The organism is Martelella lutilitoris (assembly GCF_005924265.1).
GTDB classification, from domain to species: Bacteria; Pseudomonadota; Alphaproteobacteria; order Rhizobiales; family Rhizobiaceae; genus Martelella; species Martelella lutilitoris.
In genome coordinates this window covers 473,877-496,765 of record NZ_VCLB01000002.1, presented here as the reverse complement: position 1 = coordinate 496,765, position 22,889 = coordinate 473,877, and the positions used below count along the sequence as shown (strand labels likewise).

Here is a 22,889-nt window from a genome sequence, read left to right as displayed (position 1 = left end):
CCCCTCCCCGATATCCACTGAGGCAAGACGCCCCGAAAAGCTTGATTTCGGACTTCAACAACTGGCTTTATTGTCGATATCCCAAAGGGCGCCCGGCCTAGCCGCTTGCATCGGGCAACGACCCGTGCAATGCCCTCGTTTCGAATTGGCATGAGGACTGGCCCCATGAGCGACACCCGTAAGATGAGCGAAACCCGCAAGAACGGACTGACCTATTCCGATGCCGGCGTCGATATCGATGCGGGCAATCTTCTGGTCGAGAAGATCAAGCCAGCCGTGAAATCGACGCGCCGGCCCGGCGCCGACAGCGAGATCGGCGGCTTTGGCGGGTTGTTCGACCTGAAGGCCGCCGGTTTTACCGATCCCGTTCTGGTCGCCGCCAATGACGGCGTCGGCACCAAGCTGAAGATCGCCATCGAGGCGGCCAAGCATGACACGGTCGGCATCGATCTGGTCGCCATGTGCGTCAACGATCTGGTGGTCCAGGGCGCGGAGCCGCTGTTCTTCCTCGATTATTTCGCCACCGGCGCGCTCGACCCGGAGGAGGGCGCCACCATCGTCGAGGGCATCGCCGAGGGCTGCCGTCAGGCCGGCTGCGCGCTGATCGGCGGCGAGACAGCGGAAATGCCGGGCATGTATGCCAAGGGCGACTACGATCTCGCCGGTTTCGCCGTTGGGGCAGCCGAACGCGGCGGGCTTCTGCCGGCGGCAAACCTCGAGGAAGGCGATGTGATCTTCGGCCTTGCCTCGTCCGGCGTGCATTCCAACGGTTTTTCACTGGTCCGCCGCGTTGCAGAGATGAACGGTCTCGGCTGGCAGGCTCCGGCCCCCTTCGCGCCGGGCAAGACGCTCGGCGAAGCGCTGCTTGAGCCGACCCGCATCTATGTAAAGCCGCTTCTCGCCGCCATCCGCGAGACGGGCGCCGTCAAGGCGTTGGCCCATATCACCGGCGGCGGTTTCCCGGAAAACATTCCGCGCGTCCTGCCGAAAACCTTGTCGGCCGAGATCGACCTCGAAGCAATCACCGTGCCGTCCGTCTTCTCCTGGCTGGCGCGCGCCGGCGGCGTCGCGCCTGCGGAAATGATGCGCACCTTCAACTGCGGCGTCGGCATGATCGGCGTGTGCAAGGCTGAGGATATGGATGCCGTTCTCGAGGTTCTGACGCGCGAGGGCGAGACAGCCTTTGCCCTCGGCCGCATCATTGCCCGCGGCGAAGACATGGCGGGAACGGTCTACCAGGGCATGATCAACCTATGACGAAGAAGCGCGTCGCCGTTTTCATCTCGGGAAGCGGCTCGAACATGGTGCGGCTCTCAGAGGCGGCGCAAGCGGATGACTTTCCCGCCGAGATCGTCGCCGTGATCTCCGACAAGCCGGACGCGAAAGGGCTGGAAAAGGCCCGCACGCTCGGCATTCCGGCCCATGCCCTCGCCCGCAAGGATTACGACAGCAAGGCCGCGCATGAGCGGGCCATGCTGGACCTGCTCGCCGAGGTGAAACCGGATTTCATCTGCCTTGCCGGATTCATGCGGTTGCTCTCGGCCGATTTCATCCGCGCCTATGAGGGCAGGATCATCAATATCCACCCCTCGCTGTTGCCGCTTTTTCCGGGCCTCAACACCCACCAGCGCGCCATCGACGCCGGCATGCGGCTTGCTGGCTGCACGGTCCACTTCGTCACCGAAGGCATGGATGAAGGCCCGATCATCGGACAGGCCGCCGTCCCGGTCCTGCCGGGAGACGACGCGGAAAGCCTCGCCGCCCGCATCCTGACCGTCGAGCATCGGCTTTATCCGGCGGCTCTGCGTCGGCTCGCCGAAGGCGGTGTGCGGATGGAGGCGGGCGAAGCCGTCTTTTCCGATGACGCCGGTTTCGAAACGGATCAGACGATCGTTTCAGGCTAGCAGGCCCTCTCAAAGCCCCTGAATGAACGGATTGGTGCGCCGTTCCTCGCCGATGCGCCCGCCGGGGCCGTGGCCGCAGATGAAGCCGACATCATCGCCGAGCGGCAGAAGCTTGTTCCGGATTGAATTCAGGAGGGTCTGATGATCGCCGCCCGGAAGGTCGGTGCGGCCGATCGAACCGTGAAACAGCACATCGCCGACATGGGCGAATTTCTGGCGGCGGTTGAAGAAGATCACATGGCCCGGCGAATGGCCGGGCGTGTGGAACACCTCGAATTCATGCTCGCCGAAGCTGAGCACCTCGCCCTCGCTCAGGAACCGGTCGGGATAGGCGTTGCGGACCATGCCGGTCATGCCGAAACGCTCCGCGCTCTGCTCGATCGTCTCGAGGATCGGCTTGTCGTCTTCGTGTGGGCCGATGATCTCAAGCCCGAGCTGTTCCTTCATCTCCATCGCACCGCCGGCATGGTCGAGATGGCCGTGAGTCAGCCAGATCGCCTGCAGCTTGATGCCGTTTTCCTCGACCGTCTGGATGATCACCTCCGCATCGCCGCCCGGATCGACCAGCACGCCTTCGCGGCTTTCCAGATCGAACAGCACGGTGCAGTTCTGCTGCAAGGGGGTGACGGGAATGATCCCGGCCTGAAGCTGTGCCATGGTCTGAATGTCTCTCCCGTTTGCCGATCGTCCGCCGCGTCTTCCATTTCGCGGTGAACCGCACTAAACCTATTGCAACACCTATGTCAGACTTGATTTGATTGCAAAACCCCAAGCCGCCGGGAAATGCAAAACGGCGAAAGGACGCAAGGCTCCGTGCCGAAGAGCGAAGCGATAAGAAGAGAGGATCCGGCCGAGCCCGCCCGCAATGACGGCGAGGCGGCGTTCGAGATTGTCGAGCTCCTGTTCTTCGCCTACCGCGATTTCATCTCCGATCCGGACGCAATTCTCGACGAGATCGGTTTTGGGCGGGCCCATCACCGCGTGGTCCATTTCGTCGGCAGCCGGCCGGGCATGAGCGTTGCCGACCTGCTGGAGACGCTCAGCATTACCAAACAGAGCCTTGCCCGGGTTCTCAAGCAACTGATCGATGCCGGCTATGTGCGCCAGACGACGGGGCCGGACGATCGCCGCCAGCGCCGGCTGTTCCTGTCGGAGAAAGGCGAGAGCCTGCGCCAGGAACTACTCGCGCCACAGCTCGAACGCATCGAGAAAGCCTTTGGCGGCCTCGACGGCAACGCCCGCAGTTGCGTGAAGGCCTTCCTAGCGCGGATGTGCAATGACGACCCCGCGGCGCTGTGCGGCGCCCTGCTCTCCGCCCATGACGGAGAAAACCCATGACCAGGGATATCGCAGACGACGCGCCCCACCTTCTGATCGTCGACGACGACACCCGCATCCGCACGCTTCTGAAGCGCTATCTCGGCGAACAGGGCTATCGGGTCTCGACTGCCGGAGATGCGGCCGAGGCGCGGCGCAAGCTCGAGGGCCTCGATTTCGACCTTTTGGTGCTCGACGTGATGATGCCGGGCGAGGACGGCGTGTCGCTGACCCGCGACCTGAGCAAGGTCCGCCCGATCCCGGTACTGCTCTTGACCGCCAGGGCCGAGGCGGACGCCCGCATCGAAGGCCTCGAGGCCGGCGCGGACGACTATCTCCCCAAGCCCTTCGAGCCGCGCGAGCTTCTGCTGAGGATCAGCAATATCCTGCGCCGCGCCCAGGCGCCGAAGACGCCGGCGATCGAGCAGATCATGTTCGGCCCCTACACGTTCTCGCTCGCCCGCCGCGAGTTGAAGAAGGGCGCAACGCCGATCCGGCTCACCGAGCGGGAGCAGGACATCATGTCGATGCTGGCGCAAAAGGCCGGCGAGACCGTCGCGCGCTATGATCTCGTCAGCTCAGACGCCGAGATCAACGAGCGCACGATCGACGTGCAGATCAACCGACTGCGGCGCAAGATCGAGAGTGATCCGGCGAACCCGCGCTACCTGCAGACGGTGCGCGGCATCGGCTATCGTCTGAACCGGGAATAACGGGCCTTGAGACAGCTCAGCCAAAGCCTGAAAGAGGCCTGTGAGAAAGTGGCCGACAGCCTGCACGCTGCGTTTCGCGCCGTGGTCCGGCTGCCGGGGCTCAGGCATCTCTACTACGCCTACAAGACCGTGGCCCGCTGGACGCATCACCGCCTGCCCCGCGGGCTCTTTGCCCGCTCGCTGCTGATCATCATCATCCCGATGCTGCTGCTTCAGGCCGTCGTCGCGACGGTGTTCATGGAGCGACACTGGCAGATGGTCACCCATCGCCTTGCCGACGCGGTGACCGGTGATATCGCCGCCATCATCGACCTGATCGACACGACAGATCCGGACTATGAGGACGAGATCGTGTCCATCGCCGCGCGCGACATGGGGCTGAGGGTCGCCATCGAGCCCGGCGGCAAGCTGCCGCCGCCCCTGCCGAAACCCTTTTTCGGCCTTCTGGACCAGGTTCTGGCGGAGCTGATCTCGGCCAAGATCGGCCGCCCCTTCTGGATCGACACGCTCGGCGATTCGCGCTTCGTCGAAATCCGCATCAAGCTCGATGACGGCATATTGCGGATCTTCGCCCGCCGCTCGATGACCTATGCGTCGAACACGCATATCTTCATTCTGTGGATGGTCGGCACCTCGCTGGTGCTGATCGGCATTGCCACGCTGTTCCTGCGCGGCCAGATCCGGCCGATCCTCAGGCTCACCCAGGCGGCGGATGACTTCGGCAAGGGGCACCGTTCCTCGCGCCCCTTCACCCCGCGCGGCGCCATCGAGATCCGCCGCGCCGGCCTTGCCTTCATCCTCATGCGCGAGCGCATTGAGCGGCAGATCGAGCAGCGCACCACCATGCTGAACGGCGTCAGCCACGACCTGCGCACCATTCTGACGCGGTTCAAGCTGCAGCTTGCCCTGATCGGCGACAGTCCCGAGGTCGAGGCGCTCAACCAGGATATCGAGGAGATGCAGAAAATGCTGGAGGGCTATATCGACTTTGCCCGCGGCGATGCCGAGGAAACCACCGGCACGGCAAGCCTTACTGCCCTGTTCAAGCGCCAGCAGGAGGATTTCGAACTGTCCGGAAAGTCGCTGGACTACGTCATCGTCGGCGATGATGCGGTGACCGTGCGGCCCAACGCTTTCGCGCGGCTCGTCGCCAACCTGGCTTCAAACGCCAAGCGCCACGCAAACCGGCTCGAAATCACCGCCGAGCACGGCGATAAATGGCTGACGATCTCCTTTGACGACGATGGGCCGGGCATTGCCCCGGACATGCGCGAGGAAGTGTTCAAGCCGTTCCTGAGGCTCGACAATGCCCGCAACCTCGATTCTTCCGGCACCGGCCTTGGCCTTGCCATTGCCCGCGACATCGCGCGCGGACACGGCGGCAATGTGGTGCTCTCGGAAAGCCCGCTCGGCGGGCTCAGGGCAACCATCCACATTCCGTGCTGAATTGTTCAGTGAAGCTTCGCGCCGTTTTCGACCGGCTTGTCGATTGCCGCCAGCACGATGTCGCCATTAGCGTCGGCCATGCCCAGCGTCAGCACTTCCGAGCGGAAGGGCCCGATCTGACGCGGCGGGAAATTGACCACCGCCATCACCTGCCGTCCGACGAGGCTTTCCGGGGTATAATGCACGGTGATCTGAGCGGAGGATTTTTTTACGCCAATGTCAGCGCCGAAATCGATCTTCAGCTTGTAAGCCGGCTTGCGGGCCTGCGGAAAGGTCTCCGCCTCGATGATCGTTCCGGCACGGATATCGACCTTCAGGAAATCGTCAAAGGTAATCTCGTCTGTCATTCAGCCTGCCAGTTCGCGTGATCGGTTGCAGGCGGCTTCCAGCGCCCGGTCAAAGACCGGCTGCAGGCCGTCCTCGGCCATCAGCTGTTCGAGCGCTGCCGCCGTCGTGCCGCCGGGCGACGTGACATTCTTGCGCAACGTGCCGGCGTCATCCTTCGAGCCGTCCATCAGCGCACCCGCGCCGATCACCGTTCCGCGCGCAAGCCGCATCGCAAGCTCTTCGTCGAGCCCGAGCTTGCGGCCGGCCTCGGCCATGCACTCGACCAGATAGAAGGCATAGGCCGGACCACTGCCCGAAATCGCCGTGACGGCGTCGATATCGGCTTCCTTTTCCACCCACTCGACCTGACCGACGGCTGAAAGAAGCGTGTCCGCCTTTTCGCGTCCGACCTCGGTGACGAGGCCATTGGCAAAGGCGCCAATGACGCCGCGACCGACCATGGAGGGCGTGTTGGGAATGGTGCGGATCATCGCCAGCTTTCCGAGCCGCTCCTCGAAATAGGTGAGCGTCTTGCCGGCGGCGACCGAGATGACAAGCGTGTTCTCATCGATCACCGGGGCCAGCGTGTCGAGCACGGCATACATGACCTGCGGCTTGACGGCGAGAACCAGTATTTTGGCCTTGATGTTGTCCGGCGGCGCCACATGATGGCGGATGCCGCTGCGATCCAGAAGGCTTTTGATGCTGTTGGAAGGGTTTGGATCGATCACCGTGATCGCCTCGCGGCGCACGCCGCCTGCGACCCAGCCCGACAGCATCGCCCCGCCCATATTGCCGGCGCCGACCAGCACCAGTTCTTCGATCTCGCCGAGATCCGCCATTTCAGGCCTCTCCAACCGTTTCGAACATCACCGCCTTCATCGCGTCTTCGGCAGACATGCCGGACCAGACGACGAACTGGAAGGCCTGGAAGTAATTCTCGCACGCATCAAGCCCGTTGGAAAGCGTGCCCTCGACCTGCTGGTTGGTCGGCTCCGCGCCGCCCGCCAGAAGCAGCGAATGGCGGAAGACCACCACGTTCTCATGCGGCCAGAAATCGAAATGGCCCATCAGAACCTGGGAATTGACCCTTGAGAGCAGGCGCACGAGCTCCGTTGCCCGGTGGTCGGGCACGCGCAAGTCGAAGGCGCAGGCAAGGTGCAGCGCCTCATGCTGGCTCATCCACGAGAAGGAGACGTGATAGTCGGCCCAACGGCCGCCGACCGTCATCGCGATCTCGTCCTCGCCCGAACGCTCGAAACTCCAGTCATTCGTGGAGGCCACGAATTCGATCATGTCGACCGGATTGTTCAGACGTTCAATTTCCAAAAGACCAAGACCCATGAACCACCTTTTCCGGTCGATCGCTTCCGGTTCCGGCCATCACTCGGCCAGCCTCCCCGCGATGCACCCACCGGGTTTAATTTCGAATCATCTATTAAAATCAGTGTATAACGCGCATTGGCCAACGCCAGCCCCCAGACCGCGGCTTTGCCGTCATCCGCCGCTTTCGCGTTGTGAATTTGATTCAGGGGCAAGACCTAAATGATTCAGTGAATTGCCTTTTTTAACCATGTCCACAGGCTGGATTTTTTTTGGGGGGAACGTGCAGGAAGGGTGCGCAAACACCGTTTTCGGACATCGGCGCGACCAGGGCAGATGACAGCGCTGGCCTAATTCACAAAAAAAGCAGGCCATCGCGGGGCCTGCTCTTCCGATTTTCTGTCAGTCGAGAGCGTGGAAAAGCCTGGCTATTCCCCGGCCTTCTCGTTCAGCTTTGCCTCGAGCGCGTCAATGCGGGCGCGAAGCGCGTCATTCTCGTCGCGGGCCTTGATCGCCATGTCGCGCACAGCGTCGAACTCCTCGCGCTGCACGACGTCCATGCTGTTCAGCCAGCGTTCGACCTGCGCCTTGACCGCCGTTTCGAGATCCTTGCCGGCGCTTTGAACCGAGCCCGCGGCATCGGTCATCAGTTTGGCCAGATCATCGAGGATGCGCGTGGTGCCGGATGTCATGTCGGTATCTCCTTGGAAAATGCCGGAACGCACCGCCTGCCGGTGCTTTCCCCTGGAAGTAGTGGGCCTCGCCCGAAGGTGCAAGTCCGATCGCTGCGAATGTGCACGCGCCCCCGAGCCGGTCCAGCTTGACCGGACGGGATTATGTCGCCATCTTCCCGCCGATCATAGAGGAAACCACGCCTTGCTGCCAGACCATATCATGCTTGCCGCCATGCCCTTCCCCGCCATCGATCCGGTGGCGGTTCGCCTCGGCCCACTGCAGGTCCACTGGTACGGACTAGCCTATGTCGCGGGCATCTTGCTCGGCTGGCTCTATGCCCGCTGGCTGTTGAAGAACGAGGAACTCTGGCCCGGCGACAGGCAGCCGATGACGCTGACGCGGCTCGACGACTTCATCACCTGGTCGGTGCTGGGCATCATCATCGGCGGCAGGCTTGGCTATGCGCTGTTTTACGCCCCCGGCTTCTTCCTTTCCCATCCGCTGACGATCTTCAAGGTCTGGGACGGCGGTATGTCCTTCCATGGCGGCCTGATCGGCATGATCGCGGTGATGATCGCCTTCTCGCGCAAGCATGGCATCAGGACCTGGTCGCTGCTCGATCTGATCGCGACGGTAACGCCGGTCGGCCTGTTTTTCGGCCGGATCGCCAATTTCATCAATGCCGAACTCTGGGGACGGGCAAGCGACGTGCCCTGGGCCATGGTCTTCCCAGGCGCCGGCCCGCTGCCGCGCCACCCGAGCCAGCTCTATGAGGCAGGCCTGGAAGGCCTTGTGACGCTCATCATCCTGTTTGTCGCGACTCAGGCCTTCCGCACGCTGAAACGTCCGGGCCTGACGGCCAGCCTGTTCATCTGCCTTTACGCCTTGTCCCGCATTTTCGTCGAATTCTTCCGCGAGCCGGACCCGCAGCTTGGTTATCTTTTCGGCGGCTGGCTGACCATGGGCATGGTGCTGTCCACGCCGATGCTGCTCATCGGCCTCTGGGGCATCTGGAATTCCGGCCGCATGGCAAGGCGCAACGGCGCGGAAAAACCGTCGTGACCACCCCGCTTGGCGAAAAGATCCGGGCGATGATCGAGACCGGCGGACCGATGCCGGTCAGCACCTATTTCAACCTGTGTCTGGCCGATCCCGAACATGGCTACTACATCACCCGCGACCCGCTGGGGCGCGCCGGCGATTTCACCACGGCGCCGGAAATTTCCCAGCTCTTCGGTGAACTCATCGGCATTTTCCTGGTCCAGGCCTGGCAGCGCCACGGCTGCCCGCCGGAAACAGTGCTGATTGAGGGCGGACCGGGTCGCGGCACGATGATGGCGGACATCCTGAATGTCATCTCGAAGCTCACGCCGGAGTTCTATTCCGGGCTTTCCGTCGTCCTCATGGAGACGAGCCCTGCCCTGCGGGCGCGCCAGGCCGAGACGCTTGCGCGGCACTGCGGAAAGATCGGCTGGGTCGATGACCTTGCCGAAGCGCGGGAAGGCTTCACCCTGTTCGTCGCCAATGAGCTTTTCGATGCCATCGCCACGCGCCAGTTCGTCAAGGCGCATTCAGGTCTGTTCGAGCGCGTGGTCACGCTCGACGATGACGGCGCACTTTGCTTCGGCGTATCGCCGGCAAAGCTCGATCCGGCCTCCCTTCCGCCGGCCTGGCAGGCACAGCCCGACGGTGCAATCTTCGAGACCGCGCCAGCGCGCGAAGCGTTGATGGCGCGGCTCGCCGAGCGGTTGAAGGGAACCGGCGGCAGCGCGCTGATCATTGATTACGGCCACCTCGAAAGCGGTTTCGGCGATACGCTGCAGGCAATCCGCAACCACGCTTTCGATCCGCCGCTTGCTCATCCGGGTGAGGCGGACCTGACGAGCCATGTGGATTTTGCCGCTCTCGCCGCAGCCGCGCTTCAGGAAGGGCTTCATGTCCACAAGATGATGATGCAGGGCGCTTTTCTCGCCGGGCTCGGGCTCGGGCCCCGCGCCTCCGCCCTCGGTCGGGGCAAGGATCTCGCCACCCAGCAGCAGATCGTCGCGGCCGCCCGCCGGCTTGCCGGCGAGGGGGAGAATGAAATGGGCAACCTTTTCAAGGTATTGTGCATTACTCACCAAGCCTTGCCGCTCACTCCCTTTGACGGCGAGGATTGACAAATACGCTTCGCGCGCACCACCATCCGCCAAAAGGCGAGACAGGATAACACCATGCCCCAGTCCGGCCAGAGAGCCGAGAGCGACGACGCCCTTGCCCCGGTCCAAAGCCCGCTGCTATCCGCGCGGCTTGCCGGAACGGCGTTACGTCACGGCTTCTTCACACGCCGGGGCGGCGTTTCCTCCGGCATTTACGAGAGCCTTAACTGCGGTGCAGGCTCCGACGACCGGCCCGAAGACGTTGCGGAAAACCGCGCGCGCGTCGCCGGCTGGTTCGGTGAAGACGTCTCCCGTCTCGTCAATCTCCATCAGTGCCATTCGGCCGACGCGATTGCCGTGGACGCACCGTTTGCCGGCGAGCGGCCGCGCGCCGACGCCCTGGTGACGAAAACGCCGGGCCTCGTCCTTGGCGTGCTGACTGCCGATTGCGGCCCGGTTCTGTTTGCCGATCCGACTGCCGGCGTCATCGGCGCCGCCCATGCGGGCTGGCGCGGCGCGCTCGGCGGCGTTCTCGAGGCAACCCTTGCGGCGATGATGAAGCTCGGCGCGCGCCGCGAGGCGATCGGCGCATGCCTTGGGCCGTCAATCGGAAGGCGCGCCTACGAGGTCGGGCCGGAATTCGTCGCTCGCTTCACCGAGGAAGACAAGGTCTTTTCCCGCTTCTTTTCGCCTTCCGGAAAGGAAGGCCACGCCCTGTTCGATCTCGCTGGCTTCATCGGCCTCCGGCTTGACCGTGCGGGTATTGCGCACGACATCATGGGCCAATGCACCTATGAGAACGAGCAGGACTTCTTTTCCTATCGCCGTTCAACCCATCGCGGCGAGCCGGATTACGGCCGCCAGATCTCGGCGATCTCGATAGCGGCTTCATAAGCCCGAAACGTCAATCGCGTGCCCAGCACGCCCGGGGAGACAGATATGGCGCTGATCTTTGACAACGAGGAATATGCCGACAGGCTGGCACGGCTGAAGAGCGCGATGGCAGCCAAGAAGCTCGATGCCGTGCTTCTGTTCGCGCAGGAGAGCATGTACTGGCTGACGGGCTACGACACGTTCGGTTTCGTCTTCTTCCAATGCCTTGCGGTGACGGCTGACGGCAAGATGACGCTTTTAACCCGCTCGGCCGATGTTCGCCAGGCGCGCCAGACCTCCAATATCTCCGATATCCGCATCTGGGTCGATCGCGGTCAGACGGACCCGAGCCGCGACCTGAAGGAAATGCTCGCCGATCTCGACCTGCTCGGCTGCCGCATCGGCGTCGAATACGATACCCACGGCATGACCGGGCGCTCCGCCCATCTGCTCGACCAGCAGCTCTCGACCTTCTGCCAGCTTGAAGATGCCTCCTACCTCGTCTCCAATCTGCGCCTGATCAAGAGCCCGGCCGAAATCACCTTCATCGAGAAGGCCGCAACGCTGTGCGACGATGCCTTTGACGCGGCCCTGCCGCTGATCAAGCCCGGCGCCGACGAGGCGGAAATCCTTGCGGCCATGCAGGGCGCGGTGCTTGCCGGCGGCGGCGACTATCCGGCCAACAACTTCGTCATCGGCTCGGGCGAGAGCGCGCTTTTGTGCCGCGCCAAATCGGGCCGGCGCAAGCTCTCGGAAAACGACCAGTTGACGCTCGAATGGGCCGGCGTATCCGGACAGTATCACGTCGCGGCCATGCGCACGCTGGTGATCGGCGAGCCAAGCGACCGCCACCACGCGCTGTTCGGCGCGGCGAAAGCGGCGCTCGAGGCAATCGAACAATTGCTGCGGCCGGGCCACAGTTTCGGCGATATCTTCGACAAGCATGCGGAGATCATGGATGCCCGCGGCCTGTCGCGCCATCGGCTGAATGCCTGCGGCTATTCGCTCGGCGCGCGGTTCGCGCCGTCCTGGATGGAGCACCAGATGTTCCATGCCGGAAACCCGAACCCGATCCTGCCCTCCATGTCGCTGTTCGTGCACATCATCATCATGGATTCAGACAGCGGAACGGCGATGACCCTCGGCCGGACCTACCTGACCGGCGAGGGCGACCCCAAACCGCTTTCCCGGCTCAGCCTCGACCTTTACACAAAATAAAGCATGATCGCCGCGAGCGTTTGACAAGGCTGCGCCCTCTCCCGAAAATCGCAAGTATTTTCAACGGAAAGGGCGTGGTCAGATGATGCGGATGGCAAGCATTTTCATTGCTGCGGGCCTGCTTGCCGCCTGCTCCGCCAGCGACGTGATGACGGTGTCGTCAACGCCGCCCGCGCCTGTCAACGCGCCAGCCTATCAGACGACGCAGTCCCCGCCGCCGGTCGCCGCCGCGCCGCAGGGAAACGTCGCCCGCCAAAATCTTGCCGCCCCGGCTGCGCCATCCTATGGCAGCCAGACGACAGCGTCCGCCGCCGCCACCACGCTTGACGCCACGCCCGGACGAGGCCGCGCGCCATCGACTTTCGGCCAGCAGGCGGAACAGCTTGACCAGCCCGCCGCAACGGCCCCGGTACAGGCGACATCTGCACCGGCAAGCGCTGCCCGCCAGATCACGGCCGCACCAGCCCAAAGCCCGGCTACTGCCGCCCAGCGGCAGGCCGCCGCCGCCCCCGCGGCATCCGAACCGGCCGCTCCGCAGCAGACCGCAGCGCTGGCCGCCGTCCAGTCCGTCCGCTTCCTGCCGATCATCGGCGCGCCGTCCGACAAGCTCGAGCCGCTTTCGGCCCGGCTCGGCGACAGCGTGCGGGCGGCAGGCCTCACCATCGTGCCGACGGGCGAGACGACGGCCGACCTCTCGCTCAAGGGCTATTTCTCGGTCATCAACGAGGACGGACACGTCTCCGTCGTCTATGTCTGGGACGTCATCGGGACGGACGGCCTGCGTCTGCACCGCATCCAGGGCAGCGAAGCCGCGCCGAAAGGCGGCTTTTCCGGCGCCGATCCCTGGGACGCGGTGACGCCTGACATGATGGCCGATGTCGGCCAGAAATCCGTCGGGGGCCTCCTCGCCTGGCTCGACAGTCAGGGGTAAGGCCATCGGCGCACCGGTCTGCGGCCGATGCAAAAACGGGAAAGTCGGTTGAAACCGTCACAAGACCGTAACAACCGCCTTGCAATCACCGGCAAGCCGGTTAAAAAGCGGGCAGGAAGACGCAACGGGCGGTATGACATGAAGGTTTTCGCGGGCAATTCCAATCGACAGCTTGCCGAAGCGATCTGCAATTATCTCAATGTCCCGATGGGCAAGGCGAGCGTCAGACGGTTCGCCGATCAGGAAATCTTCGTGGAAATCCAGGAAAACGTGCGCGGCGAGGACGTTTTCGTCGTCCAGTCGACGTCTTTTCCGACCAATGACCACCTGATGGAACTGCTGATCATGATCGATGCGTTCCGGCGCTCCTCGGCGCGGCGCATCACGGCGGTCCTTCCCTATTTCGGCTATGCCAGGCAAGACCGCAAGCCCGGCCCGCGCACCCCGATCTCGGCCAAGCTCGTCGCCAACCTGATCACCCAGGCCGGCGCCAACCGCGTGATGACGCTTGATCTTCATGCCGGCCAGATCCAGGGCTTCTTCGACATTCCGACAGACAATCTATATGCCCTGCCGATCCTGGCCCGCGACATCAAGGCGCGGCGCAATCTCGAAAACGTCATGGTGGTTTCGCCCGATGTCGGCGGCGTTGTGCGCGCCCGCGCGCTCGCCAAACGGCTCGACTGTCTTCTCGCCATCGTCGACAAGCGGCGCGAACGTCCGGGCGAATCCGAGGTGATGAACATCATCGGCGAGGTCGATGGCAAGGAGTGCATCCTGATCGACGATATCGTCGATTCCGGCGGCACGCTCTGCAACGCCGCCGAAGCGCTTTTGAACAATGGCGCGCTCTCGGTGACCGCCTACATCACCCACGGCGTCCTCTCCGGCGCCGCCGCCCAGCGCATCGGCTCCTCGAAGCTTGAGGAACTGGTGATCACCGACTCGATCCAGCCGCGCGGGGAAATGGTTGCCGCCAGCAATATCCGCGTGATTTCGACGGCGGCGCTGATCGGCGAGGCGATCAACAGGACGAGCCACGAATCCTCCGTCTCGAGCCTTTTCGACTAGCGTTCTGGATCACCGGGCGGTGATTCATCTCTTTGTTTTACGCAATCGGGTTATGGAAAAACCGGGTTCCACTTGTTCTCCCGATTCTCTAGAGCGCTTCAGACCGAAATGGAATCGTTCTGCGGCAAGGAATTTGCGCCAGAACCAAGGGCTTTGGCGCAAGGCATAGCCGTAGCTATGTCCAAGCCGAAGGTCGCCGGTAATGGCGCAAATTCATGCCGCCCTTGCGGGTTTGCCGAAACCGGCCTTCCACTTTGTCGAAGCCCTTCGATATAGCTATGGCTATGCCGCGCGGGCTTCTTCGCGTGGAATGTCCGGTTTGGGCAAACAGAACGGATTCCATTTCGGTCTGAAGCGCTCTAGCCGAAGACACGACCGAAGATCAGTGTGCCGATGATCACGGCGCAGGCCATCAGGGCTTGCCCCCAACGCACGGCCCGGCAGCTCAGCACCCTGATATCCAGCGGCACCCCGCCGGCGCCGCCGCTGTCGCGCGCCGCCTGGGCGAGGCTCACCAGCAGGCTTTGCGCCGCGCCGAGCGCCATGTTGTTGTTGACGCAGAAGATTGCGTAGGCGCCGGCAATGGCAAGAATACGGGCCGTGCTGAAGCCATCGCCGCTGCTGTATGAGATGACATAACCAGCCACGGCCAGGCTGACGGCGGAAAAATAGGCCCACAACTTGTCGGCAGCATTGTTCTGCGCCTGAAAGGCATCCAGCGCCTCCTTGACCCCGAGCGTCATTGTTCCCTCCTTCGATCCCGTTGGAACAAGCATAGGCAGGGGCATGTCTTGAGGAAAGCCTCACCTCCCGCCAACCGTAGCAGGCGCCGCAACCGAGCAGGCTTTTGGGCTCACCGCCGTCAGATGGTGTTCTTCGCCTTTGCCTGCCCGGCTTCGGTTTCCGGCGCGCCGAAGACGCCGTCGTCATTGACGATGATTTCGATCTCGTCGCGCGGCTTCGGCTTGCCGAAGTAGTACCCCTGGGCGCGCGTACAGCCTTCGCGCCGCAGGAATTCCAGCTGTTCTTCGGTTTCCACCCCTTCGGCGAGCACGCGCAAGCCAAGGCTTTTGGAGATGATGACGGTGGAGCGGACGATCGCCGCTGACAGCGCGTCGTCCGGTAATCCGGAGACGAAGGACCGGTCGATCTTGATCTTGTTGAAGGGAAACTGCTGCAGCGTCGCCAGCGACGAATAGCCCGTACCGAAATCATCCATGGCGATCTTGACGCCAAGCGCCCTCAATCGTGCGAAGGTCTCGTGGGCCCGATAGACATTCTCGACAATGCCGCTTTCGGTAAATTCAAGTTCCAGACGGTTTGCCGGAAATCCGGTCTCGCGGAGGATATCGGCCACCTTTTCGGGAAAATGCAGGTCGGCGAGCTGCTGGGGGGCGACATTGACCCCGACTTGGTAAGGCTGTTTCCAGCGGGCGGCGTCCGCGCAGGCCTGGCGCAGCACCCATTCTCCGAGCGTGGTGATGAACCCGGTCCTCTCGGCCAGAGGAATGAAATCGTCAGGCGGGATCAGCCCGCGATCCTTGTGAAACCAGCGCAGCAGAACCTCGAAACCGAAGATCGAACGATCATTCGTCAGATGCTGCTGCTGGTAGAACAGCCGAAACTCGCCGTCCTCCAGCGCGCGACGCATGTCGAGCGCCAGGGCGTTCATCTGTCGCTCGCCATGGTCCAGGTCCTCATCGTAGAAGGCAAGCGCCCCGGCCGTGCCGCGCTTGGACCGCTGGAGCGCGGCATCGACCCTGGCCACGAGTTCATCGGCAATCCGGCCATCGCCCGGAGAGAGCGCGCAGCCGCCATGCAAGACGATTTCGATCCTCTTGCCCTGCCACTCGATGGGCTGCGCGATCTCGCTCATCACCCGGCGGCAGATCTTCAACACATCCTGACGATACCGGTAGCCGCGCAGCAGGACCGCGAACTCGTCATTTCCGGCGCGCGCGACGAAGGCATCGGCCGGCAGAACTCCAATGATCTTCTGGGCGATGGTTCCGAGAATATAGTCGCCGGCGGCATTGCCGTGCACGACATTGATTTCCTTGAAGCCACTGATATCGAGGAAACCGAGCGCAAAGGCCGTATCGCTTCGGCCCTGCTCCAGCGTCCGCTGCAATTCCTCGATCAGCGCACGCCGGTTCGGCAGCCCGGTGAGCGCGTCATGGGCGCTGGCGCGGTGGAGTTGCGAAGAGACCATTTCGCGGTTCTTTGCATCAAGCATCAGCAGTCCGAGACCGAGCACGATCACCACGCCCGCCGCCTGCGCGGTGAAGAAGGTCATGGTCTGCGGCTGCAAGCCGCTGTCGGGCATCAGGATGGTGCCGTCGGGGACGACCGTGAGGCCGGCAAGGCTGACCATGTGGACGGCGAAAATCGCCAGAACCACCAGAACGGTGGCCAGCGCCATGTTCCACCGCCCGGGAATACGGTTGGCAGCGGAACTGGAGATTAGGCCGATGACCGCCCCCAGAACGAGCGAGGTCACGACAAAATCCGTGGACCAGACGAAATGTCCGGGGACATTGAAGCCGGCCATGCCGATGAAATGCATCAGCACGATGCCCAGCCCGAAGACCACGCCGCCGGCTTCAACCAGCAGCGATTTGCCGCCGCTGCAGACGATCAGCATGCCGAGCGTCGTGGTGACGATCGCAGATCCGAGTGAAAGGAAGGTCAGGACCGGGTCAAAGGTGTGCGGCAGCTCCAGCCTGTAGCCGAGCATCGCGGCAAAATGCGTGCACCAGATGGTCATACCGCCGATGATGCCGGCCAGGATCAGCCACATCCAGGAGTGGGCCAGCGGCAGGGCGCGAACGCGGCCGACGATGCTTATCGCCAGATAGGACCCCACGATGGCGATGAACAGAGCGGCCGCAATCGAGCGGTTAGTGTGCCCGGCAGCAAGACATGATATAAGCGCGTCCACACGGTCCTCTCGAGCGAGTTTCCCTGGCAAAAAGCATCACTACGCGTATTAGTAACCTTTTGGATTAGGCCGGAACAGCAAAAAACGCCGGCCAAAGCGAGCCCATGCGCCCAATCTTCGGTCCGGCGCGCTCCGCACTTGCCTTTTGGCGACACCTCCTATATAGCCAGCGCGTTCGCGCAGACACCCTTGGAGGCAGCGCGAATGAGGGTTTGTCCCTCCGTTTTGGCGGCAGAAAGGCTGCCGGCACAACGCTCCATATAACCTGAAAGGAAATGCCATGAGCGACAAAAGCTCTCTGCTCACGGCCGAAGCGCGCGAACGGGTCGGTAAGGGGTCCTCCCGCGAACTGCGCCGCAACGGTCTGGTGCCCGCCGTCATCTACGGCGACAAGAAAGCCCCGGTATCGATCGCGGTCTCCCGCAAGGAAGTGACCAAGCGCATCTTCGACGGTGGCTTCATGACCACGACCTTCACGATCGAAGTCGGCAAGGACAAGTACATGGTCCTGCCGAAGGACTACCAGCTCGACCCGGTCCGCGACTTCGTCATGCATGTCGACTTCCTGCGGATCTCCGAAAAGAGCACCGTCACCGTTGCCGTTCCGGTTCACTTCATCAATGAAGACAAGTGCCCCGGCATCAAGAAGGGCGGCGTCCTGAACATCGTCCGTCACGAGGTCGAGTTCCACTGCCCGGCAAACGCCATCCCCGACAGCATCACGGTTGATCTTTCGTCCGTCAATGTCGGCGAGTCGATCCACATCTCCGCCGTTGACCTGCCCGCGAAGGTTACCCCGGTCATCACCGACCGCGACTTCACCATCGCAACGATTGCAGCGCCGGCCGGCCTGAAGTCCGAACAGGACGAAGCCGAGGCGGAAGAGGCAGCCGAGACCGAGGGCGAGGCTTCGGAAGAATAAGCTTCCGGCAGGCCAAGCCAAAAGATACCGAAGCCGCGGATTTGTCCGCGGCTTTGTTGTTTGCAACAAGGCCAGCGGAAGTTGCAGAGCGGAATATCAACGGCCGCTTGCTGTTCAATTCCGTTCACCGAACCCGGTTCGTTAGGGGTTTCTTATTGCAGCTCCGCTAAAAAGAGGGCATGCTATTCGAAAGCCGAAACTTACGCTTCTCCACGACCCTGGCGGGATCATTCACAGTAGCGAAACTGAGCGTGGAGAAGGGACCACGTACATAGACATGGTCAGACTGCGCTCCCACAAAGACCTTCTGATCGCCCTTTCCGGCGCCTGCCTTTCCGGCTTGGTCTTGCTGGCGGTATCCCTTTATTCGCTTTGGAACATCGAGACGGACCGTCTGCGGGTCACCCGCCATATTGCCCAGCTTGCCGAGATCAGCGCGCCGGCGCCGGCCGTTTCCATAGTTGCCGCCGACCATGCGACGATCGAGACAATTGCAACCGCGCTCGAGAATACGCCGGAAATCGAGAAGCTCGTGATCAGCGATCGGGCAGGTTCGCTCGACCTGACGCTGGAAGACGGACGGCTTGACGCGCGCCTTGCATCCCTCACCCGTCCGCTTGTCGCAGGCTTTGATGACGGCGCCGAACAGATCGGCCGTTTCCGTATCCATTTTGCAAACAAGACGGAAAACGGCATCGGATTCTGGTTGATGTCTCTGGCAGCGCTGCTGGCCGTCGGCTTTCCGCTGTGGGGCATCTGGCGGCTTCGCCGCTCGCTGGTGCCGGGCGCCGCGCAACCGGAGGCAGAGCCGGAAAGCGCTCCGGGAAACGCCAACGACAGGTCGCGACAAGGCAGCACATGGTCGACGCCGCAGGACACATCTCAATCGTTCGGCCACCTCTTCGAGAGCGAAACCCAGATGGCCAGCCTCATCTCCGACGAGGGGCAACTGGTCGATGTGAGCAAGGCCTGGCTCGCAAAGAGCGGCTATCGCCGCGACGAGGTGATCGGCAAGGACGTTGCTGAACTCATCGCCGACCCGGATCGGGAAATGATCGGCAAGCGCCTCGCGGACATGCGCCAGGAGCAGAGACCCCAGAGAGGAACGCTTCGGTTCCTGCTCGCCGACGGCACGGTTTCCGATATCTGGTTTGCAGCGACCGCCGTCTTCACCCCGGAAGGGGAAGCGTTCACGCTTGTGCTGATCCAGGATATTTCCGAAATGACCGGCAGGGCCGGAGGGGAAATCGCGGCCGAATTTTCCGACTATCTGACCGGCCTCGTAAACCGGGTCGGCTTTGAGAAAATGCTGGCTGATCTTATCGCCGACGCCGGATCCGATAGCCGGACCGCCTGCATGGTCGTCGATCTCGACCGCTTCAAGGCTGTCGGCGATCACCACGGTTACGCAGCCGCCGAGGAGTTGCTGCGTGCCTTCGTCAAGCGCTGCGGACCTGCGCTGAGCAAGGCTTCAATTTCCGCCCGTCTCGGCGGCGATGAATTCGCGGTTGCGGTGGCCGGAACGGATGCGAGGGCGGCGGCGTGGTCGATCGCCCGCACGCTTCTGCGCGCCACCGCCGAGCCATTCCAGATCGGTCCGGCCGCCATTTCCGTGACGGTCAGTATCGGCATTGCCTGTTTTCCGGATGATGCGGCCGACAACGAGGACCTCATCCGTTTCGCTGCCATCGCTGCAACCTCGCGCAAGGCGGAAGGCGGCAACGGCATAAGGCAATTCGAGCCGCAAATGCTTGCAAGCAGGAAGAAGCGGACGGAAACGGAAGCCGACATCCTGCGCGGCATAGAGGAGAACCTGTTCGAACCGAGCTTCCAGCCGATCACCTGTCTTCGAAGCGGCCAGATCATCGGCTTCGAGGCGCTGATGCGGCTGAACCATCCCGAGAAGGGACTGATCCCGCCCGGCGAATTCATTGCCGTGGCCGAAGAGACGAAATGGATCAATCACGCCGGCCGGCAATTGTTTTCCAAGGCCTTGTCAGGGCTTTGCGCCCTCAGCCGAGCGCGCGGCGACGACCGGCTCCACATCGCCGTCAACCTGTCTCCGGTGCAAATGACGCCCGAGAAGGTCGCCTTCATGGCCGACGAGCTCAAAGCATACGGTATTAATGCCAACCGCCTGACCGTCGAAATCACCGAGGCCGTCTTCATGGAGGACAACCAGCGGATCTCCGACAGCCTGCGCATGCTGAAGGAGATGGGTTGCAGGATCGCGCTAGATGACTTCGGTACCGGCTACTCCTCGCTTGCCTATCTCACACGTTTCCATGTGGACACGATCAAGATCGACCAAACCTTTACCAAGGGGCTCACCAACGCCGATCCGGCCCTTGCCGCCCGCAGCCGCAGGCTGATCGAAGGCATCGTCGCGATCGCCCGCAACATGGACTGCACCATGGTCGCCGAAGGGGTGGAGGACGCGCTGCAGGCCGAGCAGGTGCGCGCCATCGGCGTGGCCTATGGCCAGGGCTATCTGTTCTCGCGACCGCTTCCGCTCGAAGAGGCGCTAAAGCGCGTCTGAGCCTTCCGCACGCATATTGACATCGGCACGCAAACACGTTGGAACAGGGCCGATTTTCGAAAAGGACGGCAGATCATGTTCATCATCGCGGGTCTCGGCAATCCGGGCGGGCAATATGCCGCCAACCGCCACAATATCGGCTTCATGGCCGTTGATGCGATCGCCGAAAAGAACGGGTTCTCGCCCTGGTCCGCAAAGTTCAAGGGGCTGATTTCGGAGGGCAGTCTTGCCGGCGAAAAGGTGTTGCTGATCAAGCCGCAGACCTTCATGAACCTGTCCGGCGAGAGCGTCGGCGAGGCGCTGCGCTTCTACAAGCTTTCCGTCGCCGACCTTCTGGTGATCTACGACGAACTGGACCTGATGCCCGGCAAGGCCAGGATCAAGACCGGGGGCGGCTCGGGCGGGCATAACGGCATCAAGTCGATCGACGCCCATTGCGGCAAGGACTACCGGCGCCTGCGCCTCGGGATCGGCCATCCAGGCGACAAGGCCCGCGTCCACGGCCATGTGCTCGGCAATTTCGCCAAGGCGGACAGCGCGTGGCTGGAGCCGCTTCTCGAAGGGATTGCCAAAAACGCAGAACTTCTGGTGCGCGGCGAGGATTCGCAGTTCATGAACAAGATCGCGATCACCGGCGGAGGCACAGGAAACCCCGCGCCGAAGCCTGCGACCAAGCCCAAGGCCCAGTCCCACATCCACAAGGCGCGCCAGCGCGGACAGCAGAAAATGCCCGAAAGCGGCCCGATGGCGGACATGCTGAAAAAGATGTTCGGACAGAAGAAGGACTGACCCGGCAAGTCGCCGGCGGCTCAGTTCTCCGGCTCGGTGATGAACATCAGCGGGAAGCCCGCCTGCTTCGCCAGATCGATCGCTTCCTGGGCCTTGGTCTCGGCAATGTCGCGGCTATAGACCGCGACGACGCATTTGCCTTTCTGGTGGGCGGTCATCATCACGTTGTAACCCTGCTCCTCGCTCATGCGGAAGACGGCCTTGAGGATGACCAGCACGAATTCGCGCGGGGTGAAGTCGTCATTCACGAGGATGACCTTGTAAAGGCGCGGCTTCGCCACCTTCAGCCTGGTCGATGTCTTGCGTTTCGTATCCGAGCCCGTGTCGCTCATGGCCGACCCGTCCCTTCTTTTCAGCGTTCGAAAATGAAGAATGCGCGGCCGGCGCAAGGCGCACTGTTTGCGTCAGAAACTGACAAACCGCAATAGGCCTATTTTGCGCCCTCGGCCCGTTTTTCGCAAGAGCGCCCGCCAGAAAAGCCGCTCATTGGCGATGAGGCCTTGACCTCAGACGCCTTCATCGCCCATAGCCACGGGCCAGGAAACGAATTTTTAAGCAGGATATCCCCATGGGCTTCAAATGCGGAATTGTCGGCCTGCCCAATGTCGGCAAGTCGACCCTCTTCAACGCGCTGACCAAGACCGCCGCAGCTCAGGCCGCTAATTATCCCTTCTGCACGATCGAGCCCAATACCGGCGAGGTCGCCGTGCCGGACCCGCGCATGGCAGAACTTGCCGGGATCGCCGGATCGAAGGAAATCATCCCGACCCGCATCTCCTTCGTCGACATTGCGGGCCTGGTGCGCGGCGCCTCCAAGGGCGAGGGTCTCGGCAACCAGTTCCTCGCCAATATCCGCGAGGTCGACGCTGTGGTGCATGTGCTGCGCTGCTTCGAGGATGACGACATCACCCATGTCGAGGGGCGGATCGACCCGGTGGCCGATGCCGACACGATCGAAACCGAACTGATGCTCGCCGACCTGGAGAGCCTGGAGCGCCGCGTCGACCAGACCCGCAAGCGCGCGACCGGCAAGGACAAGGAGGCGCAGACCCTGCTGCCGGTCATGGAAGCCTCGCTGAAACTGCTTCAGGACGGCAAGCCGGTGCGCTCGCTCTTGAATGAGCTTGATCCGGAAGACATCAAGATCCTCAAGGGCCTGAATCTTCTGACCTCGAAGCCGGTGCTTTACGTCTGCAATGTCGCCGAGGGCGATGCATCGAAGGGCAATGCCGAGACCGAAAAGGTCGCGGCCATGGCCGCCGAGCAGTCCGCCGGCACGGTCATCATCTCGGCGGCGATCGAGGCGGAAGTCGCCCAGCTCGATGCCGAGGAAGCGGAAATGTTCCTCTCCGAAATGGGTCTTGAGGAAGCGGGCCTCGACCGGCTGATCCGCGCCGGCTACGAGCTTCTGGACCTGATCACCTATTTCACCGTCGGCCCGAAGGAGACGCGCGCCTGGACCATCCGCCGCGGCACCAAGGCGCCTGCGGCGGCCGGCGTGATCCATACCGATTTCGAACGCGGCTTCATCCGCGCCTTCACCATCGCCTATGACGACTTCATCGCCTACAAGGGCGAGACCGGCGCCAAGGAAGCCGGCAAGGCCCGCGACGAAGGCAAGGAATATGTGGTCCAGGACGGTGACGTCATCCACTTCCGGTTCAATACGTAGGCGAAAAGACATCAAGTCCATCGGTAAGGTCGGTCGCTCGCGAACCGGCCTTTCTTTTTTGCTTGAAGAGCGCGCTCCCCTGCCCCACCT

General features: G+C 62.7%; 23 protein-coding genes. 15 read left to right on the top strand and 8 right to left on the bottom strand.

Annotated elements, in window-relative coordinates; translation table 11 throughout:
* The first annotated feature begins 183 nt into the window (after window positions 1–183).
* Both purM and purN read left to right on the top strand, forming a co-directional pair.
* A complete protein-coding gene (gene purM / locus FF124_RS05050) occupies window positions 184–1,257 on the top strand; it encodes a phosphoribosylformylglycinamidine cyclo-ligase (protein WP_138747420.1) in 1,074 nt (357 codons plus the stop codon).
* Window positions 1,254–1,904, top strand: coding sequence for a phosphoribosylglycinamide formyltransferase (purN, locus tag FF124_RS05045; protein ID WP_138747382.1), 651 nt, complete (start codon window positions 1,254–1,256; stop codon window positions 1,902–1,904). Before purM ends, purN begins: the two co-directional genes overlap by 4 nt.
* A gap of 9 nt (window positions 1,905–1,913) precedes the next feature.
* On the opposite strand, the gene FF124_RS05040 is transcribed toward purN, so the two are convergent.
* Window positions 1,914–2,561: an MBL fold metallo-hydrolase gene (locus FF124_RS05040; RefSeq protein WP_138747381.1), complete on the bottom strand. Its 648-nt coding sequence runs from the start codon at window positions 2,559–2,561 to the stop codon at window positions 1,914–1,916.
* A 126-nt stretch (window positions 2,562–2,687) separates the two neighbouring features.
* Between FF124_RS05040 and FF124_RS05035 the strand changes: the two genes are divergently transcribed.
* The 3 genes from FF124_RS05035 (at window position 2,688) to FF124_RS05025 (ending at window position 5,380) form a co-directional block, all read left to right on the top strand.
* Window positions 2,688–3,242 carry a MarR family winged helix-turn-helix transcriptional regulator gene (locus tag FF124_RS05035; protein ID WP_138747380.1) on the top strand — a complete coding sequence of 185 codons (555 nt, stop codon included), beginning with the start codon at window positions 2,688–2,690 and terminating at the stop codon, window positions 3,240–3,242.
* Entirely contained in the window at window positions 3,239–3,934 is a 696-nt protein-coding gene (locus FF124_RS05030; RefSeq protein WP_138747379.1) for a response regulator, read from the top strand. The genes FF124_RS05035 and FF124_RS05030 overlap by 4 nt, the downstream gene beginning before the upstream one ends.
* An 81-nt stretch (window positions 3,935–4,015) precedes the next feature.
* Window positions 4,016–5,380, top strand: coding sequence for an ATP-binding protein (locus FF124_RS05025; RefSeq protein ID WP_138747419.1), 1,365 nt, complete (start codon window positions 4,016–4,018; stop codon window positions 5,378–5,380).
* Window positions 5,381–5,385: 5 nt separating this feature from the next.
* Here the strand turns inward: FF124_RS05025 and FF124_RS05020 are convergent, their stop codons facing one another.
* The 4 genes from FF124_RS05020 to FF124_RS05005 all read right to left on the bottom strand — a co-directional run bounded on the left by FF124_RS05020 (window position 5,386) and on the right by FF124_RS05005 (window position 7,722).
* Window positions 5,386–5,727, bottom strand: coding sequence for a tRNA-binding protein (locus FF124_RS05020; RefSeq protein ID WP_138747378.1), 342 nt, complete (start codon window positions 5,725–5,727; stop codon window positions 5,386–5,388).
* Window positions 5,728–6,549, bottom strand: coding sequence for a pyrroline-5-carboxylate reductase (gene proC, locus FF124_RS05015; protein WP_138747377.1), 822 nt, complete (start codon window positions 6,547–6,549; stop codon window positions 5,728–5,730). It lies immediately after the preceding gene.
* A 1-nt stretch (window position 6,550) separates the two neighbouring features.
* Complete coding sequence (locus FF124_RS05010; RefSeq protein WP_138747376.1) at window positions 6,551–7,051, bottom strand: type III secretion system chaperone family protein; 501 nt, start codon at window positions 7,049–7,051, stop codon at window positions 6,551–6,553.
* 407 nt (window positions 7,052–7,458) lie between these two features.
* Window positions 7,459–7,722: an accessory factor UbiK family protein gene (locus FF124_RS05005; RefSeq protein ID WP_138747375.1), complete on the bottom strand. Its 264-nt coding sequence runs from the start codon at window positions 7,720–7,722 to the stop codon at window positions 7,459–7,461.
* A gap of 202 nt (window positions 7,723–7,924) precedes the next feature.
* Here FF124_RS05005 and lgt point away from each other — a divergent pair, with 202 nt between their 5' ends.
* The 6 genes from lgt (at window position 7,925) to FF124_RS04975 (ending at window position 13,936) form a co-directional block, all read left to right on the top strand.
* On the top strand, window positions 7,925–8,767 hold the full coding sequence (gene lgt, locus FF124_RS05000) for a prolipoprotein diacylglyceryl transferase (RefSeq protein WP_187326819.1): 843 nt from the start codon (window positions 7,925–7,927) through the stop codon (window positions 8,765–8,767).
* Complete coding sequence (locus FF124_RS04995) at window positions 8,764–9,864, top strand: class I SAM-dependent methyltransferase (RefSeq protein ID WP_138747374.1); 1,101 nt, start codon at window positions 8,764–8,766, stop codon at window positions 9,862–9,864. Before lgt ends, FF124_RS04995 begins: the two co-directional genes overlap by 4 nt.
* A 54-nt stretch (window positions 9,865–9,918) precedes the next feature.
* A complete protein-coding gene (gene pgeF, locus FF124_RS04990; protein WP_138747373.1) occupies window positions 9,919–10,737 on the top strand; it encodes a peptidoglycan editing factor PgeF in 819 nt (272 codons plus the stop codon).
* A 45-nt stretch (window positions 10,738–10,782) separates the two neighbouring features.
* Entirely contained in the window at window positions 10,783–11,934 is a 1,152-nt protein-coding gene (locus FF124_RS04985; protein ID WP_138747372.1) for a M24 family metallopeptidase, read from the top strand.
* Window positions 11,935–12,025: 91 nt separating this feature from the next.
* Entirely contained in the window at window positions 12,026–12,865 is an 840-nt protein-coding gene (locus FF124_RS04980) for a flagellar biosynthesis protein FlhF (RefSeq protein ID WP_138747371.1), read from the top strand.
* 138 nt (window positions 12,866–13,003) lie between these two features.
* Window positions 13,004–13,936: a ribose-phosphate pyrophosphokinase gene (locus tag FF124_RS04975; RefSeq protein WP_138747370.1), complete on the top strand. Its 933-nt coding sequence runs from the start codon at window positions 13,004–13,006 to the stop codon at window positions 13,934–13,936.
* 359 nt (window positions 13,937–14,295) lie between these two features.
* On the opposite strand, the gene FF124_RS04970 is transcribed toward FF124_RS04975, so the two are convergent.
* Window positions 14,296–14,679: a hypothetical protein gene (locus FF124_RS04970; RefSeq protein WP_138747369.1), complete on the bottom strand. Its 384-nt coding sequence runs from the start codon at window positions 14,677–14,679 to the stop codon at window positions 14,296–14,298.
* A 119-nt stretch (window positions 14,680–14,798) separates the two neighbouring features.
* Entirely contained in the window at window positions 14,799–16,877 is a 2,079-nt protein-coding gene (locus FF124_RS04965) for a putative bifunctional diguanylate cyclase/phosphodiesterase (protein WP_138747368.1), read from the bottom strand.
* 280 nt (window positions 16,878–17,157) lie between these two features.
* On the opposite strand from FF124_RS04965, the gene FF124_RS04960 reads away from it, so the two are divergent.
* The 3 genes from FF124_RS04960 (at window position 17,158) to pth (ending at window position 21,127) form a co-directional block, all read left to right on the top strand.
* On the top strand, window positions 17,158–17,799 hold the full coding sequence (locus FF124_RS04960) for a 50S ribosomal protein L25/general stress protein Ctc (RefSeq protein ID WP_138747367.1): 642 nt from the start codon (window positions 17,158–17,160) through the stop codon (window positions 17,797–17,799).
* A gap of 277 nt (window positions 17,800–18,076) precedes the next feature.
* Entirely contained in the window at window positions 18,077–20,338 is a 2,262-nt protein-coding gene (locus FF124_RS04955) for a putative bifunctional diguanylate cyclase/phosphodiesterase (RefSeq protein ID WP_138747366.1), read from the top strand.
* A gap of 75 nt (window positions 20,339–20,413) precedes the next feature.
* A complete protein-coding gene (gene pth / locus FF124_RS04950) occupies window positions 20,414–21,127 on the top strand; it encodes an aminoacyl-tRNA hydrolase (protein WP_138747365.1) in 714 nt (237 codons plus the stop codon).
* 20 nt (window positions 21,128–21,147) lie between these two features.
* Here pth and clpS read toward each other — a convergent pair whose 3' ends face one another.
* The gene (gene clpS / locus FF124_RS04945; protein ID WP_138747364.1) at window positions 21,148–21,459 is read right to left on the bottom strand and encodes an ATP-dependent Clp protease adapter ClpS; all 312 of its coding nucleotides are present in this window, start codon (window positions 21,457–21,459) and stop codon (window positions 21,148–21,150) included.
* A gap of 236 nt (window positions 21,460–21,695) precedes the next feature.
* Here clpS and ychF point away from each other — a divergent pair, with 236 nt between their 5' ends.
* Window positions 21,696–22,799 (top strand): redox-regulated ATPase YchF, encoded by a 1,104-nt coding sequence (ychF, locus tag FF124_RS04940; protein ID WP_138747363.1) that lies wholly within the window; start codon window positions 21,696–21,698, stop codon window positions 22,797–22,799.
* Window positions 22,800–22,889: the final 90 nt, after the last annotated feature.